Here is a 14,047-nt window from a genome sequence, read left to right as displayed (position 1 = left end):
ATAGTTATTATTCAACGGAGCGGGCACCCACAGTGCGGCGAATGTGGCCCTCCGCCCTGTTTGCAGCCGCGACGGCCAGTTTGGCTCACGCGCCCTTGGCGAGCGGAAATTCGATAGTGACTTCGAGGCCTGGACCCGGCGATCGGTTGCGCAAACGCAGCGCGCCCCGGTAGCGGCCCACGAGCCGCTGCACGATCGCCATGCCGAGACCCGTGCCGTTCGCCTGCGTGCGAGCGGAATTCACACGATAGAACGGTCGTGTGACCAGCGCGAGTTGATCTTCCGGAATGCCGGGTCCTTCGTCGACCACCGAGAGTTCGACCCGCGAGTGCGACACGCGTGTCTCCAGAATCACATGCGGGATGCCGTCGCCGTCGCTCAAACCGTACTTGCGCGCGTTTTCCAGCAGATTGCCGACGACGCGCCGCATGTCCGTCTCATCGGCCTCGATCACCGCCGAGGGCGCGAGCCGTGTGATCAGCCGCATGCTGTCTTCGCTCTGCATGCGCGCGGCGAGTTCGCCGGCGATCACCGAGAGATCGACCGGCTCCGGCACGCGCTGCACCGGCCGTGCGTAGTCGAGGAACCGGCCGATGATCATGTCCATCTGCTCGATGTCGTCGACCATCGCGTCTTTGGTGCTTTGGTCCGACGGGCTCATTTCCGTTTCGAGCCGCAGCCGCGCGAGCGGCGTGCGCAGATCGTGCGAAATGCCCGCCAGCATCAGCGCGCGGTCGGCCTCGAGCTGCTCGAGATCGCGCACCATCTGGTTAAAACTGCGATTGGTTTCGGCGGCCACGCCCATGCCGCGCTCCGGCAGCGGTTCGGGCGACTGCCCCGAGCCGACCCTGCGCGCGGCCATCGCGAGACGGGCGAATGGGCGATTCACGAGGCTCGTGATGAAGGCGGCGCCAAACAGCGACAGCGCGAGCGCGAACACGCCCCAGCCGGCCCATTGCAGCCCTGTCGCATTGTCGAGCTGATCGCGGTCCAGCGCGACCCAGTAATCGTCGTCGTCGATCTTGAAGCTGATCCAGACGCCGGGAATGTCGTTGACGCTTTGCGCGATCACCGTGTCGTCGCCGAGACGGCCGCGAATGTCGTGTTCGATCAGCCGGTTCAGCGACTCGTCGGGCTGCAGCTTGAACTTGTCGGTGGTTTCGCGCGGATACACGCGCACCCCTTCATTGCTTTCCAGGTCCTGCAGCAGTGCGCGGCGCAGGTCGGGATCGGAATAGAGGAGTGCGGTGCGCGTCAGCTTGACGATGGCGACGAGCTGCAACGCCACGCGCTGCGCGCGCGGCTCGCGCTCGATCACCCGGAAGCTCTGGAACCACGCGGCGAGACTGACTGCGATCAACAGCGCGATCAGCAGAAACGTCCGCCAGAAAAGGCCGCCGAACGCGAGCGTCAGGAGGCGCCGGTCGATCCGCATGGGCCCTTCTTATCAGAAATCAAATGCAGGAGGCGTGAGCAAACTCAGGCTGCGCCGTCGGGAATGAAGACATAGCCAAGACCCCAGACGGTCTGGATGAAGCGCGGGCTACCCGGGTCCGGTTCGATCAGCTTGCGCAGACGCGAGATCTGCACGTCGAGACTGCGGTCGAACACTTCGTACTCGCGGCCGCGAGCCAGTTCCATCAACTTCTCGCGCGACAGCGGCTGGCGCGGATGACGCGCGAACACTTTGAGCACCGAAAACTCGCCTGTGGTGAGCGGAATTTCCTGGCCCGCCTTGGTGAGCGTGCGCGTTGCGAGATTCAACGCGAACTCGCCGAACTCGAAGACCTCGGTGGTTTCGGACGGCGCGCCCGGCAACTCGGAAGGCGACTGACGGCGCAGCACTGCGTGAATCCGGGCGACCAGTTCGCGCGGATTGAACGGCTTCGGCAGATAGTCGTCGGCGCCCATTTCGAGGCCGACGATACGGTCGACATCTTCGCCCTTCGCCGTCAGCATGATGATCGGCGTGCGGTCGTTGCTGCCGCGCAGACGCCGGCAGATAGAGAGGCCGTCCTCGCCTGGCAGCATGAGGTCGAGCACCAGAAGGTCGAAGCGCTCACGCACCCACAGCTTGTTCATGGACGGCGCGTTCTCCGCGACATACACGTTGAAGCCTTGTTCGCCGAGGTAGCGGCGCAGCAGATCGCGCAGGCGCGGATCGTCGTCGACGACGAGGATTTTCGAAGGGTTTTTGGTTTCCATGGTCGGCATCTTAGCGCGATTAGAAAGTAGTGCGCGGTTGCATCATTTATCGAGTTACAGTCAGTTACAAAATTTACCCCGCCTGTGGCACGACGTAAAGCGGCGCCAGTTAGACTCCTTTACTGAATGCGGCTGTTCGGTGGATACTTCACTCGACTAAAAACCCACGCGCCCGGCTCGTTACCGGGTTTGTCACTCGCATTTGAGGTAGCCGGTTGCCGCGCCACGAAGGGAACAACATGAAGGGAGGGGTTTGGCCGAATGTGCGCCTGAGCGTGATTGCACTGGCGGTTGCCGGTACGCTCGCAGGCACATTGGGACCAACGCTCGCCCATGCCCAGCCTTCTGCCGACAGAGCGGCGAGCGAGCGCGCGTCCCGATCCAGCACTTCCAGGGCGAATCGTCACAACGCCAACAGCGAACGCCCCGCATCAGACGTGATGTTGCGCACCGCAGTTCCCCCCGATCTCGATCAACGCCGTCGTGATGGACATATGACGCCGGACGAGCGTCGTTTGCTAAGACAGCATATTGAAGACGCCGTTCGCGAGCTTTATAAGCGGTAAGCACCTGGGTTGCGCTGGTGGTCCTGCTTATGGTGGTCGCGACGCGCCACTGAATCGCGCATCCGATTGGGCACGTCATGAAACGACGCAGTTTTCTCTCAATGAGCGCCGCCGCCGGCGTGGCGCTCTGGCTGCCTCGTGCCTTCTACACCGACCGTGTCACACATACGGCACCTCGCGCTTCAACGCGCGGACGCGATAACGGCAAGCTGCTGATCCTCGTAGAACTGAAGGGCGGCAACGACGGCCTGAACACCGTGATTCCCTTTGCCGACCCGGCGTACTACCGGCTTCGCAAGAATATCGCGATCAGGCGCGAGCACGTTATTCAACTCGATGAGCGGACGGCGCTGCATCCGTCGCTCGAACCGTTGCTGCCGCTGTGGCGAAGCGGGCAGCTCGCGATCATCCAGGGCGTCGGCTATGCACGGCCCAATCTTTCTCATTTTCGTTCGATGGAAATCTGGGACACGGCGTCGCACCCGGACGAGTATCTGCGCGAAGGCTGGCTCGCTCGTGCATTGACCAGCGCGCCGCTCAATGCAGGTTGCTCCGCTCATGGCGTTGTAATCGGCAGCGCCGAAATGGGGCCGCTCGCTCACGGCGGCGCAACGAACGGGCTTGTCGGTCGCGTGGAAGCTCCCGGCAGCGCGAGTGGTATTGCTGAACCTTGCGGTTTTCAGCCGCCGCGTGTGCAACGTCCGCTGCGAATGTCGACGGCGTTCGCGTGCGGCGCGTTCGGCGCATCGATAGAAAGGGCGATGCAGATACTCGCGGCCGGCGGTATGTCGGATTCGCAGACATCGCAGACATCGCAGACATCGCAGACATCGCAGACATCTCATGGATCGCAGACACCCGCGCAAAAGAGCGGCGCCGTGGCGGCAATCCGCCTGACGCTGAACGGCTTCGACACGCATCGTAACCAGCCGGACAGACACCGCTTACTGCTCACGCAACTTGCCGAAGGCCTCGCGGCAATGCGATCGGCGCTTGTCGATCTCGGCCGCTGGAATGACACGCTCGTGATGACCTACGGCGAGTTCGGGCGGCATCCACGTGAGAACGACAGCCACGGCACCGACCACGGCACCGTCGCGCCGCATTTCGTAATGGGCGGAAGCGTCGCTGGCGGCCTGCACGGTGCGCGGCCCGAGTTCAGCCATCTCGATGGTCATGGCAACCTGCCGGTCGGCGTCGATTTCCGCCGGCTTTACGCGACGGTACTCGCACGATGGTGGGGGCTCGGCGCACAGGCGATCTTGCGGCAGCAATTCGAGCCGCTGCCTCTGCTGCGCGTTTGACAGCGGGCCCGATACCGACGCGCGGCGCCGCGCCGCTGTGCTTACTTCGCGCGCCAGGCGATCCACAGTTTGCGGATCGGCGTCAACGCGATCCGCTGATGCAGCACGTGATAACCGTCACGCTCTATTTCATCGAGCAGCGCGGACGCGAGCGCGCCCTGCGCAAGCAGCGTGCGCTGCGCGCGGCGCTCGCGGCCCGGCACCGCGGCGAGCGCGGCATGCAGAGCATCGCGGGCGCGCTTCGTTTCAAAGCGCATGAGCTCCGTGAACGCATCGGTATATTTTCGATTGATGAGATCCGCGGCTGTCACATTGAAGCGCTGCATTTCGTCAATAGGAATGTAGATGCGGCCGTGGCGCGCATCGTTGCCCGTTTCCACCACGAGCTGCGCGAGCAGCAGCGCCTCTCCTAGCGGCGCGGACCAGGCCGGCGCCTCTGTCCCGTCCGTGGGCGTGTCCTTGCTTGCCGCCCGTGCCACCAGCGCGGCGAACGTACCGCCCACCGCCTGCACATAGCGCCGCAAGTTCGGGTAGTCGAGGTAGCGGGCCTGGTCGAGGTCCATCTCGAAACCGCGCAGCAATGTCTGCAATGCGGGGTATTCCGCTTTGACATCGGGCAGCGAGCCCGCGAGCGCTTTAGAAACCGGGTGCGTGGGCGAACCGGAAGCCAGCGCGCCCAGCTCGTTTTGCCACCACGCGAGCTTCGTGCGGCCAATCGTGGGATCGCTGACCTCCTTCACCGTTTCCTCAAACTCTCGGCGCAGTGCGAACAGTGCGGTCAAACGCGGCTGACTGGCTGCGGGAGCCTGCCGGAGCGCGTAGTACGTGCTCGATCCGGGCGGCGCCGCTTTCTGCTGGCAATATTCGTCGAAATTCACGGCTTGGAATGTGGGGAAGGGCAGGCGAAAAGCGCACCGCGTGCGTGCGCGAAGCCGAAAATTGTAGCATCGGCCGGGGCACGGCGAATGCGTGGCGAGATGCGCGGCAGTTGCAGACAAGCGCGAATCAATGCGTTAGAATCTCGCGCTTACGCTTTTGGGCGCGTACATCTGGACGCCGCGCAGAGCATGCAGGACATCGGGCGAGACGCACAACGTTTGCCCGGCTGCGAGGGTGGCGAAATTGGTAGACGCACCAGGTTTAGGTCCTGACGCCCGCAAGGGTGTAGGGGTTCGAGTCCCCTCCCTCGCACCACTATCTATAGCGAAAACCCCGTCAAGTGATTGCACTGGCGGGGTTTTTGTTTGGCGGGCGCTGATCGCAAGCGCGCGTGATCCGGAGCGCTCAGTCTTGCGGAGTCGGCGGCGCCTGGGTGCCAGGCAAATCGGCTTGCGCGGCGCCCTCGAGAAAGCGCCGGGTCGATTCGAACGCCTGCAGCATCTGATCGGGCCACGGCGTTTGCAGCATGACCGCCTGATGGTTTTCGAATGCCGATGACAACAGCTTCGCCAGTTCCGGCGAGCGCAGATGACGCAGCAGCACGCTGACCGCAATCGCCGTCGCCTGGCTCGCGCCGGCTGTCTGGAGTTCCGACGCGGTGAGCGCCGCGACCTGTTTGTTGATGTCCACTGAAACTTCCCTGAATAGATTCGGATGACTGGATTCGCGCGCCGCGCGGTTCATCGAGCCCAAAGGGAACCGATAACCGGCGCACGGCGGCGGATCCCGAATTCTGACACGGTTGGCATGTCCTCGCGAAGACAGCGGCGCTCCCGTTTGAATCTGACGTCCGCATAGTCGCGCGCGCTTCGCTCAGGTAATTGATCCGGCAATGCACGGTTTGCATCAGTTTTAATTTCGGCAAGCGAGCCGGTCAATTAATCGCTGCCTATTGGTCGCATAATGGCCAATGAACTTCCTGTAAGCGTTGTGCGAGAGGAGCGACATGCGGTTTCTACCGGCCTCGTTGCTGCCCGTCATGAGTTTCGATTGGAGAGCCGGTCGAAAAGCCCGCTTTACGTGCTATTCTGCGCGCCGATTTTCGCCGGTTGCCATTGCAGTATTCGCGAATAGTCCGTGCGACACCGCGTTAGGATCAAACGGACAGTGCCTACAGGCTTCGCCGCGAGCTGACGCTCATGCATTCCGTCGACGGTACGCTCGTGTCCGGCACGCCGCTGGTCGCGATCGGCATCTTCACCGGATGGCGTTTGCATGGCCGCAGCGAGGCCCGCGACTGGCATGCATGGATGTCGCGGATCGGCCTCGTCGCGAGCCTGTGGGATCTATTGTGGTGGGTGGCGGGCGGATTCAACGAGATTCAGAGCTACCTGCATGCGTTCGCTGCCGCCCAAGCTGATGGTCAGGGAAACTGAACAATGAAGCATCTTCTGAAGGTGACGGGCTGGTGTGTCGCGTTCGTCTGCGCGGGGGCCGCGGCGCCAGCCTGCGCCGAAGATTTCGCGCGGCGCTTCGCGCTCCAGTTGGAGGAGGGCGCGGCGTATTACACCGTGACGCTGCCCGCCGCGGTCTATGCAGTCAGCCAGCGCAACGACCTGGGCGACGTGCGTGTTTTCAACGGCGCCGGCGAGCCTGTGCCGTACTCGCTCGAGGCTCCACGCGAGGCGGCCCGCACGCCGCCGTCGCTGCATGCGGTGCGATGGTTCCCGCTTCGGCCGGCTTCGGCCGGCCAGGCCGGCGCGCCGCTCGGCGTGACGATCGCGTCCGACGGCTCGCTGCGCGCCACCGCGGCGCCGCCCGGTCGAGCCCAGCACGACACCGATCTGATCGATGCCGGTCAGGCGGCGCACGAGGGCCGCGCGAGCGCGCTCGTGGTTCATCTGCGCGACGACAATTACCAGGGACGCGTTGCGGTCGAATCGAGCGACGATCTGCGCAACTGGCAAGCCGCCGGCGACGCGCAACTACTCAAGGTCAGCTACAACGGCAGCACGCTGAGCCAGGACCGCATCGAACTGAACGGGGCGCACGCGCGTTATTTGCGCATGCACTGGCTCGACGGCGTACCGTACGTCGAATCGATCGACGTGGAAGTGCAGGCGGCCGGCGCCGGCCGCGCGCAACTCCCCGACTCGCAGCGGGAATGGCGCGAAGGCATCGTCGCGCGCGCGGGCCCGAAGGCCGGCGAATACTTCTTTTCGACGGGCGACCCATATCCGGTCGACCGCCTGCGACTCACTTTGCCGCAGCCGAACACCGTGGCGCCCGCAGTCGTCTATTCACGTGGCGAACTGGGCGCGGCGTGGCGCGAGGTGTCGAGCGCGACGCTCTTCCGCCTGCACAACGGCGACGTCGAACAGCACAACCCCGGTCTCCAGTTGACGCCTGATACGGATCGCCACTGGCGCGTGGTCGTCGATACACGCAATGGTGGACTTGGCAGCGGCGCGTTGACCATCGCGGCGGGCTGGCGACCGGCAACGCTGACCTTCGTCGCGCGCGGGGCTGCGCCGTTCACGATCGGCGTGGGCAATGCCTCTGCGGTGTCGACGGCGGTCGGCCGCGATGAGTTGCTGATGGGCGCGTCGTCCGTGATTGCGACGGCTCGTGTCGGCGAGCCGCTCGCGCTGGCGCAGAACGCGGATGCGCCTTTGTCGACGAATCCGGATGCCTTCCGTCGCTATGTGTTGTGGGCCGCTTTGCTGCTGGCCGTCGGCTCGCTCGCGGCCATCGCGTGGCGGCTCGGGCGAAGCGTGTCGCATCGCTTGCCGGGGGGCGATGGCGCGGCTGCCGTGCCGGGCGCGATGGAGAGCGGCCTGGCCGATACGGCGGTTGGCGCGACGGATGCAGTCGGCACAGCGGGTGGTTCATCCCGGGAGGCAGTGAACCCAGCGGCCGGTGGTGCGGCGAGTGACATAGAAGCCGGGCCTAAGCGCGAAAGCAACACGTGAACGATGCTTGCGCGTGCAACCAATGACGCGCGCTGTTCACTGCGGCTCCAGAGCGAGGCATCGACCGACGAATGGACGAATCGGGAAGAATCAGGGAGCGCACATAGCGCCGCGCGCGACGCTCAAAAGGCCTCGGGCTTCGCCCAGATTCCTGCTGCTTTGCGCTCGCGGTTCACTCGTCGCGCGCGGTCATCGTTTCAATCACCTTGTCGAGCGCTTCGCCTAGCGCGGCCTTTTCTTTTTCGTCGAGGCAATCGAATAGCTCGCCGTTCCACTTGCGCGCGATCGGCATGATCTTGCGATACAGTGCGCGGCCTTCGGGTGTGAGCGAGACGAGCACCACGCGGCCATCTTCGGCACTGGCTTCGCGTTTCACCAGCCCTTGTCTGATCAGGCCTTCGGCGGCGCGACTCGCCTGGCTCTTGTCGAGATTGGCATGCCTCGCGAGTTCCATGATCGAGAACGGTCCAAACGATCCCACCGACGCAATCACGCGAGCTTCCGGCAAGGTCACGCCGAGCTTGTCCTGGTAACGCTCGCTGATCCCGCGCTCAGCAAGCTTGTTCAGTACATGCAGACGATATGTGAGGAGCTGTTCCAGGCCGGCTTTGGCGGAGTCCTTCATGGTCTTCCCGTGATGAGTGGCGCGGTTGTGGCGCTGTGATTGTTGCCGCAACCATGCCGCCGGGTCAACGCGCGCCGTACTTCAAACGCGTCAGTTGTTCGGCCTCATCCGCCAGGAGCCGTGCGGCCTCGCGAATCGCGAATTCAAGGGTGATGGGACCCGGCGCTGGCGAGAAGCAACCACTGAAATATTCGGCAAGACGAGGCAACGCGGCCGGGTCCACTGCACCGGAAAGGAGCGTGGCCGGCACACTGGCCGCCTGCGCATGACGGCATGCAATGAAGGGTGCCTTGCCGTGCAGCGTTTGCACGTCCGAGCGTCCTTCACCCGTGATCAGCCAGTTCGCGCCCGCGAGCGCTGCGTCGAGACCGATCTCACGCGCGACCGTTTCCGCGCCGGGCTCGAACTGCGCACCGAGCATGTGCAGAGCGAAACCGAGGCCGCCCGCGGCGCCCGCGCCGGGCAGGTCGCGAGCCGTGCGTCCGAGCGCTGCTTCGAGCAGATCCGCGTAGCGGGCAAGGGCGGCGTCGATAGTCGCGACCTGCTCCGGCTTGACGCCTTTTTGCGGACCGAAAACGGCGGTCGCGCCGTGCTCGCCGGTCAGCGGATTGTCCACGTCGGACATGCCGACGAACTGAGTGTCGGCGAGTCGCGCGTCGAGCTGCGACACATCAACGCGAGCAACGCGGGCGAGCTGTTCGGGCGTGGGCTCGAGTTCGTTGTCTTGCGCATCGAACAGTTTCAGGCCCAGACCTGCAAGCAGCCCGGCGCCGCCGTCATTGGTGCTGCTGCCGCCGAGCGCGACGAAAAACCGGCGCGCGCCCGCGTCTAGCAGCGCGCTGATCGCCTCGCCCATGCCGCGCGTGCTGCGCGCCTCTACCGGCACGCCCATGCCCACAGGATCCGTGATGCCGACGATCTCCGCGGTCTCCACGATTGCGCTGCCGTCGGCGAGGACGCCCGTCAGCGCTTCGCGCACCGGGCCGGCCGCGCCGCGCACGCTTAGCGTGCGGCGCTCGCCGCCGCGCGTCAGCATGGCCTCGAGCGTGCCTTCGCCGCCGTCGGCCATCGGACAGATGCGCACTTCGGCGTCCGGGCGCGCGCGCTGCACGCCCGCCGCGATCGCCTGCGCGACCTGTTCGGCGCTGAGCGAGCCTTTGAAGGAATCCGGAGCAATGACGACGACAGGCGTGGACGGCGAGTTGGGCATGGTGTCTCTGAATGGTTGGAATCGTTGCAGGCAGGCGAGGCGCCCGGCGAGGCTGCGGTAGAGCCGCACGCGCCGCAGCCCAGAGCGCGTTCGCTAGCTTAGCAGCATGCTCACGCCGACTGAATACGTCGAACGGCATAGTCCGCATCGTCATGCGGCGCGACGCGGGCGAGGCGTGCCAGTGAGGCGCGCGCTGAAGGCAGCGGGGCGGCGAGGCGGCACTGTTTGGGTGGCGCGGTGGCGCGCGGCGAGATTTTGCGGAAACGCGAAACCGCCCCGAAAACGGCCCGCAATCATCACGGAATGCCCTGAATGCCGATAAAAACGCGCGCAGTCATCGAATCCCGGCTTGCCGCGCAAATAGTTTGCTAAAATATTCGGCTCTTTGGACTCAACCGTGCTGCCGGCGGCCTGCAAGCCCGCGGCGCAGGCGCGCAAAAGCGGCACGGAGAAGATAACTGAATTCGCTCGAATTATTTTAGGACGATTGAAGCCATGGCTAACGTTGTTGAGAACCTCGGCAAGCTCGAACGCCGCGTAACGATTTCCCTGCCGAAGGACGCCGTGCAGAAGGAAGTGGATTCGCGTATCCGTCAACTCGCGAAGAACGTGCGCATGCCGGGTTTCCGCCCGGGCAAGGTGCCGCTCAAGATGGTGACGCAACAGTATTCGGGCCAGGTGGAAGCGGAAGTGCTGAGCGACAAGGTCGGCAAGGAATTCTTCGACATCAGCCGCGCCGAAAACCTGCGCGTCGCAGGCCAGCCGAGCTTCGCGCCCAAGACCGACGCCGCTGAAGGCGACTACGCGTTCGACGCCACCTTCGAGGTATATCCCGAAGTGAAGCTGGGCGACGTCGCCACGGCTGAAATCGAGCGCACCACGACCACCATCAGCGAAGCGGAAATCGACCGTACGCTGGACATCCTGCGCAAGCAGCGCGTGCATTACCACGCCCGCGGCGAAGCCGGCGAGCACGGCGACGGCGGCGCGGACACAGCGGCAAAGGAAGGTGATCGCGTGTCGGTCGACTTCATCGGCAAGATCGACGGTGAAGCGTTCCAGGGCGGCAGCGCCGAAGACTTCGCGTTCGTGCTCGGCGAAGGCCGCATGCTGCCGGAATTCGAAAAGGCGGCCACGGGCCTGAAGGTGGGCGAGTCGAAGGAATTCGACCTGGCGTTCCCGGCCGACTATCACGGCAAGGAAGTGGCAGGCAAGACGGCGCAATTCACGATCACCATGAAGAAGATCGAGTGGCCGCATCTGCCGGAAATCGACGCGGAATTCGCGAAGTCGCTCGGTATTGAAGACGGCGATCTGACCAAGATGCGTGCCGAAATCAAGGACAACCTCGAGCGCGAAGCAAAGCGCCGCACGCAAGCCATCGTCAAGAACCAGGTGATGGACGCGCTCCTGAAGATTTCGGAACTGGACGTGCCGAACGCGCTGATCGAACAGGATCAGGAGCGCCTCGTCGCCATGGCTCGTCAGGATCTGGAGCAGCGCGGTGTGCCGAACGCTAAAGATGCGCCGATTCCTGCCGCTATGTTCAAGGAACAGGCCGAGCGACGCGTGAAGCTGGGTCTCGTGCTGGCCGAGCTCGTGAAGGCGAACAACCTGCAGGCGAAGCCGGAACAGATCCGCGCCGAAGTCGACGAATTCGCGAAAAGCTACGAAGACCCGAAGGAAGTCGTCCGCTGGTATTATTCGAACCAGCAACGCCTTGCTGAAATGGAAGCGTACGTCGTCGAAGCGAACGTCGTCGAATTCGTGCTGAGCAAGGCCAAGGTGACGGACAAGGAAGTGAGCTTCGAAGAACTGGCAAGCGCAACGGCGCAAGGTTAAGCGTCGCTGCAACGGCGTGCCGGCTGTCGGAGCGACGGCCAGCACGCCGTTTTTTTGTGCTGCGTTTTTATGCTGCCGTCTTGTGCGGTTTTCGTGCAGTTTGTGCGCACTTGAATACGTGTTGGTCGACCTCACCTGTCTAGCATCTAATATTTAGAATATTTCCAGACAAGGATCCATTGCATGACCTTTCGCGCCCAAATGCTGGACACGTTGACCTCCCAGTCGTCCCGGGATCTCGAAGCGCAGGCGCTCGGACTGGTGCCGATCGTCGTGGAAACGAGCGGCCGGGGCGAGCGCTCGTATGACATCTATTCACGTCTGCTGAAGGAACGCATTGTGTTCCTGGTCGGCGAGGTGAACGATCAGACGGCCAATCTCGTTGTCGCGCAGATGCTGTTCCTCGAGAGCGAGAATCCGGACAAGGACATCTACTTCTACATCAACAGCCCGGGCGGCTCGGTGTCGGCCGGAATGGCGATCTACGATACGATGCAGTTCATCAAGCCGGACGTTTCCACGCTGTGCATGGGGCTCGCGGCGAGCATGGGCGCCTTCCTGCTGGCAGCGGGTGCGAAGGGCAAGCGCTTTGCGCTGCCGAACTCGCGCGTGATGATTCACCAGCCGCTCGGCGGCGCGCGCGGTCAGGCGTCGGACATCGAGATCCAGGCGCGCGAAATCCTCTATTTGAAGGAACGGCTGAATCATCTGCTCGCGCACCACACCGGCCAACCGGTCGAGCGGATCGCGCGCGACACCGACCGTGACAACTTCATGTCCGGCGACGACGCCCAGGCCTACGGTCTGGTCGATCAGGTCGCTCATAAGCGGCCGTGATCGCGTACGGGTTTGCGCTAAATCGGGGCAAATCCGGCGTCTGATCGGTTGTGAAATAATCAGGAGTCGTCCGAGCGCCTGCGGCAAACGCCGTCACCTTGCTCAGCCCGGCCGCGCCCAACTGCGTGGCTGGGGCAAACGGCGTATCATGTAATCGAGTGTCCGGAGGCTCACACATCTATGGCGGACAAAAAAGGTTCTAACAGCGAAAAGCTGTTGTATTGCTCGTTTTGCGGCAAGAGCCAGCATGAAGTCAAAAAACTGATTGCCGGCCCGTCGGTGTTCATCTGTGATGAATGTATCGACCTGTGCAACGAAATCATTCGCGACGAAGCCGCAGGCGCGGGGATCGAGGCGGGCTTGTCCAAGTCCGACCTGCCGGGTCCGCAGGAAATCCGTGAAATCCTCGACCAGTATGTGATCGGTCAGGAGCGCGCGAAGAAAATTCTCGCGGTCGCGGTGTACAACCACTACAAGCGCCTGAAGCATCTCGACAAGAAGGATGAGATCGAGCTGTCCAAGAGCAACATTCTGCTGATCGGCCCGACCGGTTCCGGCAAGACACTGCTCGCGCAAACGCTCGCGCGTCTTCTGAACGTTCCCTTTGTCATTGCGGACGCAACCACGCTGACGGAAGCGGGTTACGTTGGCGAAGATGTCGAGAACATCATCCAGAAGCTGCTGCAGAACTGCAATTACGAAGTGGACAAGGCCCAACGCGGCATTGTCTATATCGACGAAATCGACAAGATCAGCCGCAAGTCCGACAACCCGTCCATTACTCGCGACGTGTCGGGCGAGGGCGTGCAGCAGGCGCTGCTGAAGCTGGTTGAAGGCACGATGGCGTCGGTGCCGCCCCAAGGCGGCCGCAAGCATCCGAATCAGGACTTCATCCAGGTCGACACCACCAACATTCTGTTCATTTGTGGCGGCGCGTTCGACGGGCTCGAGAAAGTCATCGTCGATCGTACCGAAAAGACCGGCATCGGCTTTGGTGCAAGCGTGAAGAGCAAGCAGGACCGCGACGCCGGCGAAGTGCTGCGCGAAGTGGAACCGGAAGATCTGATCAAGTTCGGCCTGATTCCGGAACTGATCGGCCGTCTGCCGGTGGTGGCCACGCTCGGCAAGCTCGACGAAGCGGCGTTGATGAAAATCCTCGTCGAACCGAAGAATGCGCTCGTGAAGCAATACCACAAGCTCTTCAACATGGAACGCGTCGAGCTCGAAATTCGCCCGGCTGCGTTGCAGGCCGTGGCGCGCAAGGCGATCCGTCGCAAGACGGGGGCACGCGGACTGCGCTCCATCCTGGAACAGGCGTTGCTTGACGTGATGTATGACCTGCCGCAAATGAAAGGTGTCAGCAAGGTCATCATTGACGATAATGTGATCGACGGCGACGGCAAACCCTTGTTGATCTATGAAGACGCGCCCAAAGTCGCGGGTTCTAACTGATCGGCTTGTGGATATTGCAAAAAGCCGTTCATGGCGACGTGAACGGCTTTTTCGTTTATCGTGTGGTCAGAACGGTTGTTTTCACAATGGAGTCACTGAACCTTCGGAGTCACTGAACTTTTCCCACACGCGGAGGCTTGCAATATTTTCTGCTG

General features: G+C 63.1%; 13 protein-coding genes and 1 tRNA gene. 8 read left to right on the top strand and 6 right to left on the bottom strand.

The annotated features are described in order from the left end of the window. Positions 1-85: 85 nt before the first annotated feature. Together A3AC_RS0114185 and ompR are read right to left on the bottom strand one after the other, a co-directional pair. Positions 86-1,435 carry an ATP-binding protein gene (locus A3AC_RS0114185; RefSeq protein WP_025599593.1) on the bottom strand — a complete coding sequence of 450 codons (1,350 nt, stop codon included), beginning with the start codon at positions 1,433-1,435 and terminating at the stop codon, positions 86-88. Positions 1,436-1,479: 44 nt separating this feature from the next. Further along, the gene (gene ompR, locus A3AC_RS0114180) at positions 1,480-2,214 is read right to left on the bottom strand and encodes an osmolarity response regulator transcription factor OmpR (RefSeq protein WP_006048917.1); all 735 of its coding nucleotides are present in this window, start codon (positions 2,212-2,214) and stop codon (positions 1,480-1,482) included. A 230-nt stretch (positions 2,215-2,444) separates the two neighbouring features. Here ompR and A3AC_RS29985 point away from each other — a divergent pair, with 230 nt between their 5' ends. Further along, positions 2,445-2,771, top strand: coding sequence for a hypothetical protein (locus A3AC_RS29985; protein WP_084515461.1), 327 nt, complete (start codon positions 2,445-2,447; stop codon positions 2,769-2,771). Positions 2,772-2,848: 77 nt separating this feature from the next. After that, positions 2,849-4,075 (top strand): DUF1501 domain-containing protein, encoded by a 1,227-nt coding sequence (locus A3AC_RS0114175; protein WP_025599591.1) that lies wholly within the window; start codon positions 2,849-2,851, stop codon positions 4,073-4,075. A 41-nt stretch (positions 4,076-4,116) separates the two neighbouring features. On the opposite strand, the gene A3AC_RS0114170 is transcribed toward A3AC_RS0114175, so the two are convergent. Further along, positions 4,117-4,953 carry a squalene/phytoene synthase family protein gene (locus A3AC_RS0114170; protein WP_025599590.1) on the bottom strand — a complete coding sequence of 279 codons (837 nt, stop codon included), beginning with the start codon at positions 4,951-4,953 and terminating at the stop codon, positions 4,117-4,119. Between the two features lie 229 nt (positions 4,954-5,182). On the opposite strand from A3AC_RS0114170, the gene A3AC_RS0114165 reads away from it, so the two are divergent. Next, a tRNA-Leu gene (locus A3AC_RS0114165) sits at positions 5,183-5,269 on the top strand. A 90-nt stretch (positions 5,270-5,359) separates the two neighbouring features. Here the strand turns inward: A3AC_RS0114165 and A3AC_RS0114160 are convergent. Beyond that, a complete protein-coding gene (locus A3AC_RS0114160; protein WP_025599589.1) occupies positions 5,360-5,644 on the bottom strand; it encodes a hypothetical protein in 285 nt (94 codons plus the stop codon). A 509-nt stretch (positions 5,645-6,153) separates the two neighbouring features. Here A3AC_RS0114160 and A3AC_RS0114155 point away from each other — a divergent pair. Together A3AC_RS0114155 and A3AC_RS0114150 are read left to right on the top strand one after the other, a co-directional pair. Further along, complete coding sequence (locus A3AC_RS0114155) at positions 6,154-6,390, top strand: hypothetical protein (protein ID WP_025599588.1); 237 nt, start codon at positions 6,154-6,156, stop codon at positions 6,388-6,390. Positions 6,391-6,393: 3 nt separating this feature from the next. Beyond that, complete coding sequence (locus tag A3AC_RS0114150; protein ID WP_025599587.1) at positions 6,394-7,926, top strand: DUF3999 domain-containing protein; 1,533 nt, start codon at positions 6,394-6,396, stop codon at positions 7,924-7,926. A gap of 172 nt (positions 7,927-8,098) precedes the next feature. On the opposite strand, the gene A3AC_RS0114145 is transcribed toward A3AC_RS0114150, so the two are convergent. Both A3AC_RS0114145 and A3AC_RS0114140 read right to left on the bottom strand, forming a co-directional pair. Continuing rightward, on the bottom strand, positions 8,099-8,551 hold the full coding sequence (locus A3AC_RS0114145) for a MarR family winged helix-turn-helix transcriptional regulator (protein WP_025599586.1): 453 nt from the start codon (positions 8,549-8,551) through the stop codon (positions 8,099-8,101). Between the two features lie 64 nt (positions 8,552-8,615). Next, positions 8,616-9,761 (bottom strand): glycerate kinase, encoded by a 1,146-nt coding sequence (locus A3AC_RS0114140; RefSeq protein WP_025599585.1) that lies wholly within the window; start codon positions 9,759-9,761, stop codon positions 8,616-8,618. Positions 9,762-10,256: 495 nt separating this feature from the next. Between A3AC_RS0114140 and tig the strand changes: the two genes are divergently transcribed. The 3 genes from tig to clpX all read left to right on the top strand — a co-directional run bounded on the left by tig (position 10,257) and on the right by clpX (position 13,892). Next, positions 10,257-11,603 carry a trigger factor gene (tig, locus tag A3AC_RS0114130; protein ID WP_025599583.1) on the top strand — a complete coding sequence of 449 codons (1,347 nt, stop codon included), beginning with the start codon at positions 10,257-10,259 and terminating at the stop codon, positions 11,601-11,603. A gap of 183 nt (positions 11,604-11,786) precedes the next feature. Then, positions 11,787-12,440 carry an ATP-dependent Clp endopeptidase proteolytic subunit ClpP gene (clpP, locus tag A3AC_RS0114125; protein ID WP_006048927.1) on the top strand — a complete coding sequence of 218 codons (654 nt, stop codon included), beginning with the start codon at positions 11,787-11,789 and terminating at the stop codon, positions 12,438-12,440. Positions 12,441-12,620: 180 nt separating this feature from the next. Beyond that, on the top strand, positions 12,621-13,892 hold the full coding sequence (clpX, locus tag A3AC_RS0114120) for an ATP-dependent Clp protease ATP-binding subunit ClpX (RefSeq protein ID WP_013339179.1): 1,272 nt from the start codon (positions 12,621-12,623) through the stop codon (positions 13,890-13,892). Positions 13,893-14,047 lie beyond the last annotated feature (155 nt).

The sequence above is a fragment of the Burkholderia sp. WSM2230 genome (assembly GCF_000472445.1).
Taxonomy (GTDB): domain Bacteria; phylum Pseudomonadota; class Gammaproteobacteria; order Burkholderiales; family Burkholderiaceae; genus Paraburkholderia.
The sequence above is the reverse complement of the archived record's forward strand: the minus strand, read 5'-3'. Positions and strand labels throughout refer to the sequence as shown.